Source organism: Oceaniserpentilla sp. 4NH20-0058 (genome assembly GCF_040371755.1).
In the GTDB taxonomy this organism is placed as follows: Bacteria; Pseudomonadota; Gammaproteobacteria; order Pseudomonadales; family Oceanobacteraceae; genus Bermanella.
The window spans coordinates 1-18,712 of record NZ_BAABWE010000005.1 but is presented as its reverse complement, the minus strand read 5'-3'; the positions used below and the strand labels follow the sequence as shown (position 1 = coordinate 18,712).

General features: G+C 39.7%; 23 protein-coding genes. 8 read left to right on the top strand and 15 right to left on the bottom strand.

Annotation, left to right across the window (positions count from 1 at the left end; all coding sequences use genetic code 11):
- Positions 1-3: 3 nt before the first annotated feature.
- The 3 genes from tmpT to ABWV45_RS08070 are packed head-to-tail and all read right to left on the bottom strand — an operon-like array spanning position 4 to position 1,397.
- A complete protein-coding gene (gene tmpT, locus ABWV45_RS08080; RefSeq protein WP_353350484.1) occupies positions 4-669 on the bottom strand; it encodes a thiopurine S-methyltransferase in 666 nt (221 codons plus the stop codon).
- A complete protein-coding gene (locus ABWV45_RS08075; protein WP_353350482.1) occupies positions 659-1,066 on the bottom strand; it encodes a hypothetical protein in 408 nt (135 codons plus the stop codon). Before ABWV45_RS08075 ends, tmpT begins: the two co-directional genes overlap by 11 nt.
- A gap of 46 nt (positions 1,067-1,112) precedes the next feature.
- Complete coding sequence (locus ABWV45_RS08070) at positions 1,113-1,397, bottom strand: FAD assembly factor SdhE (protein WP_502914669.1); 285 nt, start codon at positions 1,395-1,397, stop codon at positions 1,113-1,115.
- Positions 1,398-1,540: 143 nt separating this feature from the next.
- Between ABWV45_RS08070 and ygfZ the strand changes: the two genes are divergently transcribed.
- From ygfZ to ABWV45_RS08050, 4 genes are all read left to right on the top strand, one after another.
- Complete coding sequence (ygfZ, locus tag ABWV45_RS08065) at positions 1,541-2,536, top strand: CAF17-like 4Fe-4S cluster assembly/insertion protein YgfZ (RefSeq protein ID WP_353350480.1); 996 nt, start codon at positions 1,541-1,543, stop codon at positions 2,534-2,536.
- A gap of 39 nt (positions 2,537-2,575) precedes the next feature.
- On the top strand, positions 2,576-3,403 hold the full coding sequence (locus tag ABWV45_RS08060; RefSeq protein WP_353350478.1) for an HDOD domain-containing protein: 828 nt from the start codon (positions 2,576-2,578) through the stop codon (positions 3,401-3,403).
- Between the two features lie 62 nt (positions 3,404-3,465).
- Positions 3,466-4,053, top strand: a complete 588-nt coding sequence (locus ABWV45_RS08055; protein ID WP_353350476.1) for a hypothetical protein — start codon at positions 3,466-3,468, stop codon at positions 4,051-4,053.
- A 58-nt stretch (positions 4,054-4,111) separates the two neighbouring features.
- Complete coding sequence (locus ABWV45_RS08050) at positions 4,112-4,561, top strand: GNAT family N-acetyltransferase (RefSeq protein WP_353350474.1); 450 nt, start codon at positions 4,112-4,114, stop codon at positions 4,559-4,561.
- 155 nt (positions 4,562-4,716) lie between these two features.
- On the opposite strand, the gene ahr is transcribed toward ABWV45_RS08050, so the two are convergent.
- Complete coding sequence (ahr, locus tag ABWV45_RS08045; RefSeq protein WP_353350472.1) at positions 4,717-5,721, bottom strand: NADPH-dependent aldehyde reductase Ahr; 1,005 nt, start codon at positions 5,719-5,721, stop codon at positions 4,717-4,719.
- Positions 5,722-5,956: 235 nt separating this feature from the next.
- Here ahr and ABWV45_RS08040 point away from each other — a divergent pair, with 235 nt between their 5' ends.
- Together ABWV45_RS08040 and ABWV45_RS08035 are read left to right on the top strand one after the other, a co-directional pair.
- Positions 5,957-7,279, top strand: a complete 1,323-nt coding sequence (locus tag ABWV45_RS08040) for a DEAD/DEAH box helicase (protein WP_353350470.1) — start codon at positions 5,957-5,959, stop codon at positions 7,277-7,279.
- 29 nt (positions 7,280-7,308) lie between these two features.
- Positions 7,309-7,728 (top strand): glutaredoxin family protein, encoded by a 420-nt coding sequence (locus ABWV45_RS08035; RefSeq protein ID WP_353350468.1) that lies wholly within the window; start codon positions 7,309-7,311, stop codon positions 7,726-7,728.
- 42 nt (positions 7,729-7,770) lie between these two features.
- Here ABWV45_RS08035 and bamJ read toward each other — a convergent pair whose 3' ends face one another.
- The 3 genes from bamJ to ABWV45_RS08020 all read right to left on the bottom strand — a co-directional run bounded on the left by bamJ (position 7,771) and on the right by ABWV45_RS08020 (position 9,917).
- Positions 7,771-8,241 carry a BamJ family beta-barrel-assembly machinery protein gene (bamJ, locus tag ABWV45_RS08030; RefSeq protein ID WP_353350466.1) on the bottom strand — a complete coding sequence of 157 codons (471 nt, stop codon included), beginning with the start codon at positions 8,239-8,241 and terminating at the stop codon, positions 7,771-7,773.
- Between the two features lie 81 nt (positions 8,242-8,322).
- On the bottom strand, positions 8,323-8,862 hold the full coding sequence (fabA, locus tag ABWV45_RS08025) for a bifunctional 3-hydroxydecanoyl-ACP dehydratase/trans-2-decenoyl-ACP isomerase (protein WP_353350464.1): 540 nt from the start codon (positions 8,860-8,862) through the stop codon (positions 8,323-8,325).
- A gap of 116 nt (positions 8,863-8,978) precedes the next feature.
- Positions 8,979-9,917 carry an MBL fold metallo-hydrolase gene (locus ABWV45_RS08020; RefSeq protein ID WP_353350462.1) on the bottom strand — a complete coding sequence of 313 codons (939 nt, stop codon included), beginning with the start codon at positions 9,915-9,917 and terminating at the stop codon, positions 8,979-8,981.
- A 216-nt stretch (positions 9,918-10,133) separates the two neighbouring features.
- Here ABWV45_RS08020 and ABWV45_RS08015 point away from each other — a divergent pair, with 216 nt between their 5' ends.
- Positions 10,134-12,398 carry a methyl-accepting chemotaxis protein gene (locus ABWV45_RS08015; RefSeq protein WP_353350460.1) on the top strand — a complete coding sequence of 755 codons (2,265 nt, stop codon included), beginning with the start codon at positions 10,134-10,136 and terminating at the stop codon, positions 12,396-12,398.
- Between the two features lie 74 nt (positions 12,399-12,472).
- On the opposite strand, the gene ABWV45_RS08010 is transcribed toward ABWV45_RS08015, so the two are convergent.
- The 5 genes from ABWV45_RS08010 to ABWV45_RS07990 form a co-directional block, all read right to left on the bottom strand.
- A complete protein-coding gene (locus ABWV45_RS08010; RefSeq protein ID WP_353350458.1) occupies positions 12,473-13,144 on the bottom strand; it encodes a DUF3047 domain-containing protein in 672 nt (223 codons plus the stop codon).
- A gap of 63 nt (positions 13,145-13,207) precedes the next feature.
- Entirely contained in the window at positions 13,208-13,405 is a 198-nt protein-coding gene (locus tag ABWV45_RS08005; protein WP_353350456.1) for a hypothetical protein, read from the bottom strand.
- 81 nt (positions 13,406-13,486) lie between these two features.
- Positions 13,487-13,930, bottom strand: a complete 444-nt coding sequence (locus ABWV45_RS08000; RefSeq protein WP_353350454.1) for a GNAT family N-acetyltransferase — start codon at positions 13,928-13,930, stop codon at positions 13,487-13,489.
- Positions 13,931-14,036: 106 nt separating this feature from the next.
- The gene (locus ABWV45_RS07995) at positions 14,037-14,732 is read right to left on the bottom strand and encodes a TetR/AcrR family transcriptional regulator (RefSeq protein WP_353350845.1); all 696 of its coding nucleotides are present in this window, start codon (positions 14,730-14,732) and stop codon (positions 14,037-14,039) included.
- A gap of 67 nt (positions 14,733-14,799) precedes the next feature.
- Positions 14,800-15,489, bottom strand: coding sequence for a TetR/AcrR family transcriptional regulator (locus tag ABWV45_RS07990; protein WP_353350452.1), 690 nt, complete (start codon positions 15,487-15,489; stop codon positions 14,800-14,802).
- A gap of 678 nt (positions 15,490-16,167) precedes the next feature.
- On the opposite strand from ABWV45_RS07990, the gene ABWV45_RS07985 reads away from it, so the two are divergent.
- Entirely contained in the window at positions 16,168-16,476 is a 309-nt protein-coding gene (locus ABWV45_RS07985) for a hypothetical protein (protein WP_353350450.1), read from the top strand.
- Between the two features lie 46 nt (positions 16,477-16,522).
- On the opposite strand, the gene ABWV45_RS07980 is transcribed toward ABWV45_RS07985, so the two are convergent.
- The 3 genes from ABWV45_RS07980 to ABWV45_RS07970 form a co-directional block, all read right to left on the bottom strand.
- Positions 16,523-16,900 (bottom strand): DUF3127 domain-containing protein, encoded by a 378-nt coding sequence (locus tag ABWV45_RS07980; RefSeq protein WP_353350448.1) that lies wholly within the window; start codon positions 16,898-16,900, stop codon positions 16,523-16,525.
- Positions 16,901-16,973: 73 nt separating this feature from the next.
- A complete protein-coding gene (locus ABWV45_RS07975) occupies positions 16,974-17,981 on the bottom strand; it encodes an ABC transporter substrate-binding protein (protein WP_353350446.1) in 1,008 nt (335 codons plus the stop codon).
- 165 nt (positions 17,982-18,146) lie between these two features.
- A partial coding sequence (locus tag ABWV45_RS07970; RefSeq protein ID WP_353350444.1) for a sigma-70 family RNA polymerase sigma factor occupies positions 18,147-18,712 on the bottom strand: 566 nt, incomplete at its 5' end.

Here is an 18,712-nt window from a genome sequence, read left to right as displayed (position 1 = left end):
TCACTAAGGGTGTGATTTCGCCGTTAAGCGATACAGACCTTGCATTAAATAAGGCAAGCCATTCTGTTTAAATTTGGGTTCGTGCTCGATAATGTCATTGTGCTTAATTGGCTCAATGTCATAGTTATTGGCGTAATGTTGTTCCAGCTCTATTTGTGTGACCGAAAATGGTGGGCCACTCATAAGTGCTTGATCATAATCCAATGTGATCACGCACTGCTGGGCACCCAGTGTTAACGCCATAATATGTTGACTATAATCTTTGCGCATAAGAGGCGGCAGAGCAATAATCGCAGCGCGATCATAAACCACATCAATATCATGGATGTGACGTTCATCTAACTTGAAAAAATCACCCACATACACGGTAATATTTTCGGCTTGATAACATAAACCGCCAGCCCACTTGGTAATACTAGGCGAAAGCTGAATCCGTTCAAACATTGCTTTGATAGCATCTTCGCTTAATTCATTCGCTGTTATGTTATGACCTTTTTGCAGCAAGTAATCAATATCAAGGGTTTTACCGCATAATGGAATAAATACATTTTTAGCCGTTGAATCTTGGGTAAACCTTGGCCAGAACTCAACTAACCAAGGATGAGGCTTAGCTAGGTGAAAGCCAATCTCATTTTTTTGCCATTTGCTTAACCAGAATTCAGTTTCCATTTTTTTGCCTTTCTTCTCGCCCTAATGTTGTACGTAACATTGCTCTTAATTGTCTAAATGACTCACCTTCACACGCATCAAAAGCAATCACATCCCAATGGATAAGTGGCAGCCATCTTTGATTGTTGTCCATTAAATATTGGAATGTGAGTATCACACAATGTTGATACACTTGAGCGTTGATCAGTTTGACATCATGCCATTCATCATCCACAAGCAACGAGGTTTGCTTGTGTTCAAAACGCCACTGGCGAGACTTACAAAATAAAAATTGGCCTAGACGCAAATGAATCAAGAAGTACCACTGTATAAGCAATACAGGCGCAATCCATATTATTGCTTTAATGCCCACCACAAACATACTGTGCGCACTCGCTGATAACAGCAAAATATGCACAACATAGTGAACCTGCACTAAAAGTGCAGATCTGCGTATTGAAAATTTATTTGGCGCGTACACGGTTAATAATCATATCAACCATGTAGCCATGATCTTCATCTTCTGGGCGACCATTCTGCATAAACCACTTAAATAGATCTGGGTCTTCGCAATCAAGTAACCTGCGATATTTGGCTTGATCTTCTTCGCTTAAGTCACTGTAGACTTCTTCAAGGAATGGTAATAGCAAAACATCCAGCTCTAACATGCCACGACGGCTATGCCACCATAGGCGTTTCTTTTCTATGGCTAAATCTTCAGCTGTCATTTGTGAGCGATCTTCAGACACACGCACCTCTACATCAATCTGGATAAAATTTGCCGCGCAGTATACCACTGACCCACTCAGAATGGGATAAACTCTCTTAATCAGGGATTTCCCTATTCCGTAAACCCGAGTAAAATAGTCGGACTATTGGTTAGGAGTTTCCCATGTCATCTTTTTGGTCTGATATTGCATCGTTTCCCAGTGCTAGTTCTCCCCTAGAATGCATGTTGCACCCTATTGAAGATCAAACCGTATTGTCGGTATCGGGCCCAGATAGCCACAAATTCATGCAAGGTCAGTTTACCTGTAATTTAACCGATATCACCTCCAGCCAATATCGTAACGGAGCCTGTTGTAACGCCAAGGGGCGTATGGTCAGTAGCTTTCAGCTACATCAACAAGGACAAGACCAATACCTTATGGCTTTACATGCCAGCCTAGCCCAAATAACCCAAGAGCATTTGAAAAAGTACATGGTCTTTTTTAAATGCAAAATGATGACGACAGATTATGTTTTAGCAGGTCTAAGTGGCCCTCAATCTGAACAGTTATTAAGCAGCGTGCTTGGGGCTTGCCCTCATTCAGATTTTGAACAATCCCAGATAGATGGCGGTTTTTTAGTTAAACTGCCCCACGGTGCAGGCTTTCAATTATTTTTGAAGGCAGAACAGGCTAAGCAGACCATAGAGCCCCTTTTAAGTAAGTGCACACTATCAAATAATAAACTATGGAATCAGAACTTAATTCATCATGGTATTGGTTATATTACAGATAAAACCAGTGACGAATTCATTCCTCAAATGATCAATCTTAACCAAAATAACGGCATCAGCTTTAATAAGGGCTGCTATACAGGCCAAGAAATTGTGGCTCGTATGCAATACCTTGGGAAGCTAAAGCGCCACATGTATCGACTTTCCATTGACCCAAGTTCAACCGTAACTGCCGGCGACCACGCATTTATTGAAGGTAAAAACAGCCCTGTGGGAATGGTGGTAAATGCCACTATAACTAGCGAACAGCAATACGCACTTGTGGTGCTAGAAGATAAAGTATTACCTGAAATATCATCTTCCAAACTTTACCTAGGGGACAACCAAGGCATTGCTCAAGAGCTGCTATCCTTACCTTATGATGTAATCGATGCCCAGCCCGAATAGGCCTTATAAACTAGGCTGGCACCTAAACAAGGACAGCCCATGGCAAGCTTACTTGAAACAGTCGCTAAAGACTTAATTCAACAAATCAAAGACGACACATTGGTACTGCCTAGCTTGCCGGAAGTGTGTTTAAAAGTGCGAGACTTAGCAGAAGACATAGAGTCAAACATTCCACAGCTAGCTGATCTCATTATAAAAGACGCCGCACTGACCGCTAGAATTATCAAAGTCTCCAACAGTTCGTTGATCAGAACCCCATCCGAAGTCACTGACCTTGTGACGGCCGTTAGCCGTCTAGGCATCAACTTCACATCCAACCTCGCCATGGGGTTAGCTATGGAACAGCTATTCCAAGCCACCAGCGATGTGGTCGACAAACGTATGCGCAGTATCTGGCAGCAAAGTACGGAGGTAGCCTCCATTTGCCACGTATTAGCCAGCCATTACACCAAGCTTCATGCAGAAGAAGCCTTATTAGCAGGCTTAATTCATAAGATAGGGGCGCTACCCGTATTAAAATACGCTGAAGACAATAGCGCCTTGCTCAATGATGGCTTTGCATTAGATAAGCTCGTGGAGAAACTGCACCCTGTCATTGGCACACACATCCTTAAAGCGTGGCACTTTCCTAAGGATATTTTGAATGTTCCCAGTCAATATCTTAAATTTGACCGTGAAATAGAACAAGCGGATTATGCTGACCTAGTCACCGTGGCCGTTTTACAATGCCACGCCAATACCGATCACCCCTACGCCAAACTCGATTGGAGCACGATTCATGCTTTTGATCGTGTAGGATTATCCCCAGATATGGATATTGCAGAGGCCATTGACCTGAGCGAAGACATAAGTAGCCTGCTAGAATAACGCCCCCATCAAGTCGTTTTTTTCGTCTATACTTTAATCAGTCACACTGACAGGGAATCATCATGGCTGAAAAAAATGAACGACTGATTGATCGCGATCCAAACGCCGAAGATGACGAGGATGCTGTAAGTACTGGGCCTTTTTATAAAAGCTCCACATTTTTAATGGTTTTAAAGGTTAGTCTAACATTGGGCCTGATTAGCACACTGGTTACTGGGCTTCTGATCACCAACTCTCGCCTAAGCGCAGTGGAAACCCTATTTAAAGACACATTAATCAAAACCTCTGAAATTTCAGAGCAGCAAGCTGTGATTATAGAAAACGTGAAAACACTCACGCAACGGCACAACCGTTTAACATCACAAGTAACCACCCTTGACCTTGACAGTGCCAAAGGGGAGTTAAGCCAAGCACTACAAATTCTCGACACCCAAAGCCAAGCCATCGACAAACAATTAGCCGTCACACGCAACGGCCTCGTTAGTTTATCCCGTATGATTAAGGGCAGCCGAGTATGGCAAGAGGATTACAGTAATCAATATAAATTGCTATTTGAACGAAACAAAGAAATTAAAAAGATGATTCAAGACCTGCGCGGAATTCAAGAAGAAAAACATGAAGACCTTAGATATCTTGAAATGAACTTTTAATTCCAGAGTGTACTAAATTTACTTACAATGGCCTCGATACCTAAACGACGGCCAAGCTATGACACTGGTTGAACAATCAACTGATTTCCAATTTTCTTTATGGCAGGGAGAAAACTTTCGCCCTGTAAATCAGTTTTATCGAACTCAAAAACACAAAGGCAGCGCCAGTGGTGACGACAAAGTGTTTATCATCCAGCAAGAAAGCGTCATTGTAGGCGCCGTAAGATTAGTACCATATAGCGGTTATTACTGGTTAAGAGGTTTATACATTAAAAATGCACTGCAAGGTAAACGCCTTGGCAGTCAATTACTGGATTGTGTCGCTGCACAAATAAGCCTACCTATTTACTGTTTCCCTTACCCTCACCTCGACCATTTTTATAGCCAAGCCCATTATCAACACGTTGATGAAAACCTATTACCTGATAACATCGCTACGCTATTTGAACGTTATAACCGTAAGGGTCAAGGAGTACTGGTCATGGCCACCAACCTTGCCGTTTCTTAGTAAATATCCCGCTTAATGCGCCATACACTCCGTCATACTTCTTACAATGAAATACGAAAGCCAAGGCTCGCTGTTCTTAGTTTCGAAAACCAATAACCCAGAAACATAAAAGGCGCGATTTCTTGCGAAATCGCGCCTTTTAGCATGTTGAGTAATTATTTAAATTTAACCACAGCTCGATAACGGGCTTTACCTTCACGAACGTGATCTAACGCTTGGTTAATGTTCTCTTTATCAAATATTTCAACCTGAGGCTGAATACCATGACGCACGGCAAACTCTAACATTTGAGCAATGATAGCTGGGCTGCCTACAGGGCTAGATGATACGCTACGTTGCGCTAACATCATTGGGAACACGCTGATGTTCAGTGGCTCAAGTACCGCGCCAACAAAGTGTAGACGCCCTTTAGCACGCAATGTCCCCATGTAAGCGTTCCAGTTTAATGACACATTCACTGTGGAAATAATCATATCAAAGCTACCAGCAGCAGCTTCAAGTTGCGCAGGATCTTTAGAATTAAGGGTTTTATGGGCACCTAATGCTTTTGCTTCCGCTTCTTTATCTGAACTAGAAGTAAACGCTGTCACCTCACATCCCCAAGCATTTAAGAATTGAAGCGCCATATGGCCTAAACCACCAATACCGATAACCGCCACTTTAGCCGTTGGTTTAAGGTCATACTGCACCATTGGGTTATAAACGGTCACACCACCACAAAATAACGGCCCAGCATGACTCATATCTAAGCCTTCTGGTAATTTAACAACCGCAGTACTTTGAGCACGTACCTTATCGGCAAAACCGCCGTGACGTCCAACAATGGTTTTTTCTGAAGTAGCACAAAGGTTATGATCCCCCTCCATACAGCAACCACAATGATTGCAGTACGCACTGTGCCAGCCAAGACCAACACGATCGCCAGCTTTTAGGTGATTAACCTGATCACCTACTGCACTAACCACACCCGCCACTTCGTGACCGGCTACTAATGGATAACGGCTAAACCCCCATTCGTTATCCAGCATACTCACATCACTATGGCACACACCGCAAAAATGAACGTCGATTTCCACTTCATGGCCAGCAAGTTCACCAGGTTCATACTGAAACGGCTCTACAGGGGCTTTAGCTTGTAGAGCTGCAAATGCGTTGATCATGATCAATCCTTATTATTTTATGACGGGCCCTATTTAAACCCTTGCTACTACGAATTACTACAAATCAGCCTCAGAACGGCTTGTTTCATTCATTGTACCTAATGAATACAACAAAATCTGTCATATAAGCTCATCCCTGCTCAAAAACAGCTCTTTCAAACAGATACATTCTTATGCTCACGACCTAGTGTGTTTTCTGGTAGAATCCGCACAAAATACATGCAGGTAACTCATCTTGTTTACAAAGTTTGACCTTCAAGCACCATTATTAAAAGCCGTCGAGCGGCTTGGCTTTGAGCACGCGACTTCCGTGCAAGAGCAAGCGATTCCTCCAGCTTTAGAAGCTAAGGACATCATGGTATGCGCCCAAACCGGCAGCGGTAAGAGTGCCGCATTCTTGCTGCCCATGCTAAATCACTTGATCACTCAAGCCGCGCCCAACTCAAAAACCCGAGCGTTAGTGTTGGTGCCCACTCGTGAATTAGCACGCCAATTATTAAAACAAACAGAAACATTGGCTAAATTTTCACGCATCCAAGCCGCCATGATCACTGGTGGGCAAGAATTTAAATTCCAAGCCGCCTTATTGCGTAAAAACCCAGAAATCATCATTGCCACACCTGGGCGTCTGCTTGAACACATAGGCAAGTCTGAAGGTTTAATGGAAGACGTTGAGATACTTGTGCTGGATGAAGCCGATCGCATGCTCGACATGGGGTTTTCTGAAGATGTATTAAAAATTGCCGGACAATGCTCCCTTGCAAACAGGCAAACCATGATGTTTTCAGCCACGCTTAAACAACGAGGCATGAGGGACATCATCGCAACCGTACTGAATAATCCACAAAATATATTAGTAGATGATTTTAAAGGCGAGCATGAAAACATCAGTCAAGAAGTCATGTTGGCTGACAATGATAAACACAAACAACGGTTACTGACTTGGCTACTTGCCAATAAAAGCCACCGCCAAGCCATTGTTTTTGTAAATACAAAAATAAAAGCAGAAAGCCTATACCATTTTTTAGATTATCACTCCATCAACGCAGCGGTACTCCAAGGTGACATGACACAAGACGAACGCAATTACGTTATGCAACGTATGAAACAAGGTAGCGTTGATGTATTGGTGGCTACAGATGTTGCCGCTCGCGGGCTGGACGTTAAACAAATTGATTTAGTTATCAACTTTGATATGCCTAGAAGCGGTGACGATTACGTTCACCGTATTGGTCGAACAGGGCGTGCTGGTGAGCAAGGCTTAGCTGTTTCTCTAGTGGAACATACCGAATGGAATCTTAAATGCGCCATTGAGCGTTATTTACGTATCGAAATGACACCCAAAAAAGCCAAAGGATTAGAAGGCACTTATAAAGGCCCCAAAAAAATGAAATCTAATGGTAAGCCAGTAGGGAAGAAGCCACCTAAGAAAAAAGATGCTAAAAAAGTATCGGCAAAAAAGTCGCCGAAAAAATCAACTAAACCAGCACCTAAAAAACCCGCCACACCAAGGCTTGGGGATGGTAGTGCACCATTTAAACCTAAACGCAGCTCATAATAATGCTCAATTTTATAGGTAAGTAGATAATGAAATATTTTTGGATGGCCATTCGTTTTATTCTCGCTCAATTCATTCTGTTGGCGGATTTACTTTATCGACCGAAAAAAGTGAAACGCAGCCAAGAGAAACAAACCGTATTGAATGAACAGTGTAAGCAACTGGCCCTATACCAATACAAAGCATGCCCATTTTGTGTAAAAACTCGCTGGTCCATGCGCCGTAACAATATGTCTATAGAATTGCGTGATGCGAAACGTAATCCAGAATTTGCCCATGAGTTAGAAAGCCAAGGTGGAAAGTTAAAAGTTCCTTGTCTAAAAATCACTCAGCTAGATGGTTCAAGCCAATGGATGTACGAATCCAAAGACATTATTGCCTATTTGCAAAACATTGCCGATGGCACCAGTAAGATTGAAATAGAGCCTAGCTTAGCTAAGGCAAGCTAAGACAAATAAAAGGCCATGCTAACACCATGGCCTTTTTTATTATTAGTTGATTGCAAATAATTCCACATCAAAAATAAGCGTCGAACCGGGTTTAATCGCCCCCGCACTACGGTTCCCGTAAGCGAGATTACTGGGAATATAAAACCGCATTTTTTCACCAACCACCATCAACTGCACCCCTTCAGTCCAACCCGGTATAACTTGATTTAACGGAAAAGAGATTTTATCACCACGATTTACAGAACTATCAAACACAGTCCCATCTAATAACGTTCCATGATAATGAACCGTCACCGTGCTGCTTGCACTTGGGTGTTCATCGCCACTACCAGCTTGTAACACTTCATACTGCAGGCCGGAATCCGTGGTGATAACACCCTGTTTATTGGCGTTTTCTGCTAAAAATTGCCTACCCTGTTCAATATTTCCCCCTGCGGCACGTTTATTTTTAAAATGACGCCAAGTAAAAAAGAAAACAACACAAGCAACAGCAAGAAGAAATAACGGAGGCATAACTGACCTTAATATCAAAATGATTAAAGTCAGTTTACCTTAAGAGGGAATGACACCAAAGGGTTTGGTGTCATTTGCGTATTATTCGTCGTCGAACAACACGCCAACTTTTAATTTTTCTGCACGGTAAATTTCTTCACCATCAACTTCAACAATACCAGACGCAACCGCAATCACCATCTGCTTGTTTTTAAGACTACGATCAATACTGACCTTAAAAGTTACTTTTTCAGCAGTTGGGCGAACCTCTCCAAAGAATTTTACTTCGCCAATACCCAGCGCACGTAATTTACCGTGATAGCCTTTTGCCGCTAAAATTGCTCCAATACTTTGCCACATACCTTCAATACCAAGACAACCGGGCATAATTGGATCACCAGGGAAATGACAACGGAAAAACCAAGCGTTCTCATCAATAGGCAATTCTGTTACTACACTTCCTTTACCGTGCTTACCACCATTTACATCTAAATGACGAATGTGCTGAACAATGCTTAGCTCATCTACAGGTAATTTAATTTCGATACCTTGAGCGGCATAGTGATCAAGTAATGCCTGAATAGGCATGTCTTCAATAACATCCATGGTCATAGGTTCTGCCTGATTAGAAGACTGGGTCATACACCACGCCTTAATATAAATTGAAAGTGGCGGCACTGTACGGACTTTTAGCGCCCCAAGCTTAACTTGGAACACCAGCCATTTGACTTATTGTAACAGCAAATGAGAAACATTAATTATTTAGCAAGCCAGACCTCTAACCCTTGAGCATTAAGTTTAACGTCTGTTCCGATGATGCCACGATATTCAATTGGAGTTAGGTCAGTTCCATGATTGGCCAAATCACTTAACAATAGTTGATATAAGCCTGCTTCTAGATACTCGAACCATGTATCTTCAGCGTGCTCTTGTTTAATTTTCAGCGCCATCTCTACATATTTATCGACCATATTTATAAGTCGATCCGCTAAAGGAAGCAGGTTTTCAATCATCCCGTAATGGGTTAAAAACATACGCTCCGGTCGGTAGCTCATTAAGCGTTTAATAGATGCTTTCATGGCATCTGGATCAAACTGCACTGGTGTAGTGGTAGGGAAAATAAACGGGCCTTTTTCCGTGGTTAATTCTTGATAAGCAATGCCAAATGTATCCCCTGTAAAAAAACCCGTGCTTTTATCATCATGGATACAAACATGATGTCTGGCATGCCCTGGGGTATCTAAAAACGTCAAAGTACGAACACCCAACTTTAGTGTTTGCTCATCTTCAATCATAATCACTTGAGCAGGGTCCACCGGAATTAAATCACCATAGACCTTTTGAAAAACCTCCTTACCATAAACAGCTGTAGCCCCTGCTTGCAATTTAGAAGGGTCTATCATGTGTCGCGCCCCCTGCGGGTGTACCACCAACTGAGCATGAGGTAATACCTGCATAAGTTTACCCACGCCACCAGCATGATCTAAATGAACATGTGTTGGCATCACATATTTTACCGCTGTTGTGTCTAAGCCTTGGCTAAGCAAAAAATCAAGAATAAATGGTACAGTATCTTTTGTACCAGTTTCGATAATTCCAACCTCACCGTTATCAACCAGAATATAACATGCCGCCATTTCTGCTCTTTGGTGTGCGGTATCAAGCAGATGTATTCCCCAACCTAAATCTTGTGCCATTAAATCACTCATCATTTTTGTAAAGGCTCACTATGCCCAAATATCGATTGAAACTCTATGTTAAAAATACCGGCCCTTTTAATAGAGCTGATTAGCCGATGGGCCTATATTTAAAAAAAACATAAGATTTTACCGCAAAATGGCGCACTATATCCAAGAACGACTGTAAAAATTAAGGTTTTCACCTATAACTAAAAGATAGATAGGGAAATTCTAATGTCACAGACTATTACACTCGACAATCAAACGTTACGCCATGACATCATTTGGCCCATGGTCGTACTATGTATCTGTTTATTACTCATTAGCTCACTTGCTGTTCAACAGGTCTCTTCTCATTCCGAGAACAAAACAGAAAGCCTGTCACAAGCCCAAAAAGAAAAAAGGGAATTAAAGAAAGCGATTGATGCTGTATATGTTGAACAACTTAAGACAATAACGGCGCAAAAAGAACAACATATTCAACAATTCCTAACTCAACTTAATAAACAACTATTAACACTAGCTAATTCATCCATGAGCCAAGTGGCATCACAAGCATTTAATGTGACTTATCATAGTTATTTAAATGAAAGAGCCCCCCTTGATATCGATATAAATAAAACACTTGAACAACATTATAAAAACACAAATGAGTCTGCATATCTCAATGAATTAGGACAAGTTTTACAATATGATTTTATTATCAATAATGACAATTTAAATAAAGAAGTACTAAACGAGTCTAAAGGTGGCGCAAGCTATAATCGAGTCCATGGTTTATATCACCCAATATACCGAAACTATATCGAGCAATTTCCATTTGATGATCTATACATCATAAATGCCGTATCGGGTGATGTCATTTACAGTGTTAAAAAAGACACCGAGTTTGCTAATAATTTATGGTTAGAATCCGCATCTAAATCAAGCTTGGCAATCAGCTTTAAACATGCATTAGAATTAAAACCAGGGCAAAGTTTATTTAGTGAATTCGTCAATTACCCCACTTCAAATAAAAGTTCTAGTGCCTTTTTAGCCACACCAATTACCAGTCAAGATCCTGCTAAGAAAGCAATTGAAGCCGTATTAATCATGCGTTTACCTGCAACAGCATTCTCATCAATTTTAAATGTTAAAGGTTCAGATAATACTCAAATTTATATGAGTAATAAAAGCCAGTCCATTTGGGTTTCAAGCTCACCTGTAACAAACGAAAAACAAACTAAATTAAGTCTATTAACAAGTGAGAGCAGCCAGTCAAAAGCAGATAATAGCGAAGAAAATCAAAGCAATATTAACTACACAAACTATCAACCAATTAAACTATTTGGATTAGACTGGTATATTTATGGTGAACTCCTAAATATCAACAAATCATTGACGCGCCCTTCAAAATCAGAAAGCAGTGACACAATATCTCCGCCGGCTAATGCATTTAAAAACCTTTGGATAGGTATATTTACCAGCTATGCTATCGCCTTCGTAATTTGTGTTGGGTTTGGACTTGGAATATTTAACTTTTTATACCGAAACAAAGGGTTTAAAATTTCAGATCATATTAAAAACAAAAACATAGTCGATGAATTTAATTCTCTTGATTTTAAAAAGTTAGATTCTATTAAGAGTGTCAATCGAGAATTGTCGATCGGAACACTACACCCTATCATTTCATCTATAAAAAAACCGATAGATGTTATAGAAGAAAAGATCCAAACGCTAAATCAGAAAAAAGACGATTTAGATCATTTTCTATCGTCATACACCCAAGAAGATACTCCCTCAGATACGACTTTTGTTGAAATTAACCAAACAATTGATGACTTAAAACAAGCCTATTCTACCAATATTGAAGAAAGTCAGAATAATGAGTCCATTAAAACATTCGATTCCCTTTCACAAAAAAGTCACACTCTTTTAGATAATAGCCAGCAACAAGTTAAACAATTAAGTGAAGTACTACAGAACGCAAGTCAGGAAGTTAATAACCTTGCAAATAGCAGTAGCAACATTGTTAGTGCTCTTGACACCATTGCTAGTATTGCTGATCAAACTAATTTACTGGCGCTTAACGCAGCAATTGAAGCCGCTAGAGCTGGCGAAATGGGGCGCGGATTTGCCGTAGTTGCAGATGAAGTACGAGCACTTGCCAATCGAACCCACGAAAGTACCAATGAAATAAAAACTGTAATCGATCAACTAAACAAAGATTCAAAAAGTTCAGTGTTAGCCATGAATGAAGCGAATGCATTAATTCAAAATAGTGAAGGGTTATCCGAACAAATTGCAGATATTTTTAAAGAGCTTGAAGCCGTTATAAAAGTGAAGCAAAATTTAGATGAGCAAACACCCCTATTTGATTCAATTAAAGGCAAACTTCAAGCCCTAAAAGAACAAGCCAACCAACAAACAGCTCTTTTAAATACAACTCAAGCGTTTAGTTTGTCTCTCGAAGAATCTAAAAACGCCATAACTAATAGTCTTACTCAATTCAAATGGTAAACTCACAGGGCTGAATCATCAAATATACCCTACTTAAATAATGAGCACGTGTAATAACCTGTGCTCCTTATATCTTATTTTTCACTAAAATATATATCGCCATAATAAGCTATTGCCTTACCTTTACTGTCGTCAGTATCTGTCATGATGGCAACTACATCAATATAACGATATGCGTCTTCATTCTCCTTCTGAGAGCCTTTATCACCATATAGGGCTATCATATCTTCAAATACATTGCGTTTTTCACTTACCCATTGATTCAAAGGATCATTAGCTGAACGCACAGCTAACATTCGAGCGTTGCTTCCAGCATAGGCATTATCCCATTTTGCACCTGTGGCTTGATTACTTGACCATACATAATTAAGCGCTTTTGTTTTCCATATAAAAAATCCACCGCTTTTCACAAGGTATAATCTGGCAACATAGTCATCACCCTTTTTCTTTGTTTCATCTAAACCACTTAGATAATTCTCTATACGCCACGACCAATTAATAAATGGTGTCTTTTTTAAGTCGATCCTAAGTTCTTTTGCAATTCCAGAGGCGGATTGGTCCGCGACCGCCTTCAAAACCGTTTTCTGATCTAAATCCACGAGGCTATATTTGGTTTCACCCACAAACGATTTATTTTGCCATTTATTAAGAGGCTCATGAGAAAAGTCGGCAATGATTAAATCATCCGAATAAACAGAGGTACTGAAGAAAAGGAGAAAAAAATAAGGAAATTTTTGAAACAACATAGTGGATCTCGCTCTTAAATACATAGCTAAGAACAAGATAGTAAAGAAAGGTTCAGAAGATGCCTAGCGAATCAATACTTCTTTCAAGTTTTGTAGGGTTAATAATGACTCTTCACTGTGGGAGGTTAAATTGCTTTGTAAAATATGAACAACCCCTCTTAACTCATAATCATCTGCGAAAGCTTGTTCCATTAAAGGTAGGAGCTCTAATGCTTGTGCATATTGCCCCCTTTTTACGTATTGTTCCATCTGCGAAATCATGAGTGTCCCTTTTTCACATTCACAGATTTAAAAATAGCGGGTGATTAAAGATTATGCAACCTATTTTGATCAATTAGCGTCCTAAATTAAGACTAAACGACTTATTTTTACTGAAACCCCGTTATAAAGAACCTTAGTTTCATGATCAAAACAAAAACCCAGCGAATAATATAGACTCATAGCCGCTTGATTAGACGTCACAACCTGTAAATAAACAGGTCTTTTCATCTTGTTTAAAGCAAATAGTAGTAGTGATCTCCCTAGTCCTGTTCCTCTCGCTTCACTTAATACGTTCAGTCCAACAATCTCTTGCTCATTAAAAGCAACGTATCCTAAAGGGTTGGAATCACCGGAAAAGTAAATAGATGAGTCTAAAAGCGCCTTTTTTCTCACCTCATCTGAGACCAGAGGCACCAATTGAAACTGTGCGCCTTCGTATATCAGCTCATCCAACTTACAGGCATCATAAATAGAAGCCAATTGATGAAAGTATTCTGAATAATATGGATAAATTTTGTTACGCATATACCAAATTAACGAATAGTGGGTCGATTTAATAAAAAGAAGCTAGAAAAATAAAATGTTTTAGAATACTTGACTGATCTATGGGCCAAGTATTATTAAAGAAAATTTAAAAGCCGCTATTATCGATAGACAAATCACCTAACTCAACTGAATTGGTATTCAGTATTTTTGCAAGCCGTACGCAGTGATCTGCAAAATCATCAATATCCACATGTGCATATTTCCAATCTCGGATATTAAAATCTTGGATGATAGTACTCACATGGGAGGATATGGCTAAATTCCCTTTCATATAAACGGCTAAATCATTTAAAAATGATAACCGAACATCGACCACACGCTCAAAATTTTCTTCAGTCATGGTTCTAAATTCCATAGCTATAAAATAATACCAAGGTTTAAAGATGCGGCCTAAATATATATAAATCCGAATAGTTAAGATCAAACGTTGCTCGTGGTCCAAATCAAGTGTAATACCACGCTGAGATGAGGAATGCGCAATGAAACTGACGCCCTCGATAATCATACTTTCTAATCGCTCTTTACTACCAAAACAATTATATAAGCTCCCCATACTAATTCCGGTTTCTTTTTGCAGGTCTCGAACCGTCATTTTCGAAAAACTCATTTTTCTTGATAGCTTAAATGTGGCCTCTAGAATTAGTGTCAAATTATGCTTAATAAACGAAGCCTGTTTGACGGATATTCCAGAGTGGTACTTAGCAATAAGGTGATCAATAATGTCCTCTTGGGAAAGAGGAAATCTCTTAGCATAATTTGAGTAATTTAAGTCAGATATCATTGTATTTTTATTATTATGAACTTGGCACGCCAAGCTTCTTCCTAGTGTCAGAACCATAGCTGACATTCTAAGCAAATTTGATCACTAAATCATCCAAATAATCCGACTTCTCTTTTATAATCTTCGCCATTTTAAAGCAATGCTCGGCAAACTGATCAACGCTCACATTTTGGTATTTCCAGCCTCGCAAATAATAATCATGTACCAGTAAACTGATATCAGAGGCTAAAATATGGCTACCATTCATATAATGGGAAAAATCCTTAAAATAATTCTTTTGAATATTTTGCAATCTTTCAATGTTTTCAGGGAGAAAACTACCTGCTTCTTTGAAGACTAATTTATACCACTGATCAAAATACTGACTAACGTATAAGTGTCCTTTAACCGCTAGTTCTAAATTAAGCTTACCTGATTGCCTATCTTTATTTAGCAACCTGTTAGAGTAATCCGAAATATACTCAATTGCCTCAAGAAGCATGCTTTCTAATACTGACTTCGCTGTAAAGTACTTATAAAGGCTGCCCATACTAAGCCCTGTTTCCTTTTGTAGCTCTCGTACGGTTACCTTGTTATAGCCCATAGACTTTGACAGTTTTGCAGTAGCATCAAAGATAAGGGTTAAATTATGCTTAGCAAGGGTCTTTTGTTTAATGGTATTGGTAGGGAAATACACTTCAACAATGTGATTAAGCACATCGTCATGAGTTAATTTATAAAACTGTAGGAAGTATTTATAACTTAATGGTTGATTCATATTAGGCATAACGCATTTAGAATATATTTAGCTAGAACTCAAATCCGACAAAATAAGCCACCAGCATTTAAGTGTCGTATTATACCACAATCAAGCTCACTAGAAATGACTGAAATTCATACACTAATATTATATAGACTACATTTAATGAATCTGCATTGAAGCATAAGCCTTACTGATTGATACAAAAAAACGAAATAGAATTAACCCTAAGCCACTCAATAGATATCTAGAACGCTGTTATCTAAAGGCTCGCTGCTGTGTTGAGGTATCATTATATGGTGAGGATACATTCAGTATTCTGACACTTGTTGTTCCTGACTTACAAGATTTTTATTGTCAGATAACAATAGAGCGTAAGGCACAATTCCCACATCATTGTACTGTAAGACTGCTTAAACAAAAGCTCAGTAGTGCTCATTGATAACAAATAAACTAAACACCGCTTGTACAATGAATATCAACTATTTACTAGATGAAACGTTCTACTGCTACACTAATACAGCCAAGTTCACCACGGAACTCCTGCTAACTGGTAGATAAACCGAACTGATAATCTTTAAATTATAACCAGTTAAGCGTATAGAAAACCCCTTGTTTTAATAAAATAAAAGGGTTGTTGTTTATACCCTAACAATTTATCGCTACAATTCCTTTACTCTTGCTTGTAGCTATTCTATGAAAATCTCTAAAACCATCAAAAAACTAAACGACCGGCTCAACTTAGCGGTGAAATCAATAGCAACCCAAGCTAAAGAAGAATTCAATGGCCTGCATGATGTCACTCATACAATCCAATTTGATTTATTTCCGGGCAGTTTATTAGTGACATTCATGTTTGAAACCCATGATGACTTAGATAAAGCCATATCATCACAAAAACGCTATCAAAAACGCTTACAAACGCTACTACTTAAACAAGGAGTACGCTTAAAAGAGCCAAAGCACAACCTAACCTTTACCGTATTAGAAAAGTCAGCACTGTAAAATCAAAAAAACCAGCTATAAGCTGGTTTCTTTTACATAAGCAACCTTAAAACGGCACATCGTCATCAAACCCTTGCTCAGGGAATGGATCATCTTGTGGGCTGAATTGCGGCTCAGAAGCTCCTAGACCCTCAACACGCCAAGCCTGTAAGCTATTAAAGCACTTCTCTGGCTTACCCGGTGGATTCCAAAGACGGCCAGACAGATTAAAATGCACGTTTATCTCATCACCCATTTGAAAGTGATCCATCAAAGCACATTTATCTTTAATCAGCTCAAGTGCAATATAATTAGGATATTCAGGATTTTCGCCATCACCTGTTAACTTAATGACAAACTCACGCTTAGTGAATCCGTTTGAACCGTATTCCGTTGTGGCACCAATAGAGTGGATAACCCCTTGGGCCTCAAAACTTTTAGACATACTTAAACCTACCTAGATATTCATGCGCTGGCATGATATCAGGTTTAGTTAATACGATTAAGTCAGCTTCTAATTAATGCGTTATAAACCACTTAGACAAGGTGAACTCCATAGGTGCCCTAGGTAAAAAACGCCCTGTAATGATGTCTGATGCCTCGTTAGGCAATTGACTAAATGTTTGCTTAGCCTTAAAAAAATCTAAGTATTTATCCGCCACAAAGTTGATAGATTTCATTCCAGACTGGCTTGAAAAAGCGATTTGATTATCTTTTAAGGAGTACAGTTTTATGCCTTTTAGACTTAAGGAGCCAGGAATAAGCAACAAATTTTGCTCAATGATCTGATCCCCTAATGCTCGGTTATCCTGCCACCACTGAACCCCTTTAAACCATGCAGAAACAAACTTTTTTAAAGCCTCGGGGTGATGCTTTATAAATTGGCCATTTGCCAGTAACGCATCTGGAATTAAATTTGGTGTTTCGCCACTATCAAACACCACCTGAGCCCCATAGTATTTGGTAATATCAGACACATATGGCTCCCACGTATGAACAATATCGGCTTTTCCGCTTCTCAAATATTCCATGGCTTGTGACGCCTCTTGCTGAACTAAAACCACATCTTGAGGAAAGTAACCGCTTCTTTTTAGAAACTCACGAACAAACAGCTCACCAAAGCCCTGTAAATTCGTGCCAATTTTCACTTTGTGGCCAGGCTTTGGAAGTGGCCCTTTTCTCAAAAGAGCATCACCGCCATTAGATTGATCTGTAATCATCACCACCCGAAAATCGCTATCCTTCTCATATAAAGCAAAGGCATCACCCATGGCAACACATAATAGATCAATACGATGCTCGCTAAACATGTTAAGCAAATTATTGGTTTCTTCAGGTAGAACATAGCTTACATCTAGATCGGCCTCAGAAAAGAAGCCCTGATGTTTAGCAATGATGATGGGGTAATAACCAGGCCAAAGGTCAATACCCACTTTTATTGACGTTTTAGCAAGGCTTAAAGAAGGTTGTACTAAGGTAAGACTCAATACTACAAGAAGCAACCGCCTCATTAACGATTTCACCATGGTCCACCTACTGCTTAATGATCCCCATTAATCTAAGTATAGGTAAGAATCCGCCAACTGCTTGTTTCAAAATGTAATGTTTTGTTTAAAGCTAAACACCACAGATATAAAAAAACCCGCCAAAGGCGGGTTTAAAATACTCGAATCGAAGGGAGTATATTCGGTTTAGGCTTCTTGCACGCCAAAGATAGCACTTGCATTTAAGCCTTGTTTTTCCATAATTTCACGCATGCGTTTCAATGCTTCTACTTGAATTTGGCGAACTCGTTCACGGGTTAAGCCAATTTCATGACCCACTTCTTCTAGGGTACTGGTTTCATAGCCACGCAAGCCGAATCGACGAGCGATGACCTCACGCTGCTTTTCAGTTAAATCGTCTAGCCACTGGTCTAGGCTGGTACTGATATCATCATCTTGAAGTACCTGACAAGGGTCCGTTAAGGTTTCATCTGCAATGGTATCCAATACCGATTTTTCTGAGTTATAACCTAACGGTGAGTCCACAGAAGTCACACGTTCGTTTAAACCCAACATGCGCTTAACATCGTTTACTGGCTTCTCTAAAAGCTCAGCTATTTCCTCTGCTGAAGGTTCGTGGTCCAGTTTTTGGGTTAATTCACGGGCAGCACGTAAATAAACGTTTAATTCTTTCACCACATGAATCGGTAAACGGATTGTACGAGTTTGATTCATGATGGCTCGTTCGATAGTTTGACGAATCCACCAAGTGG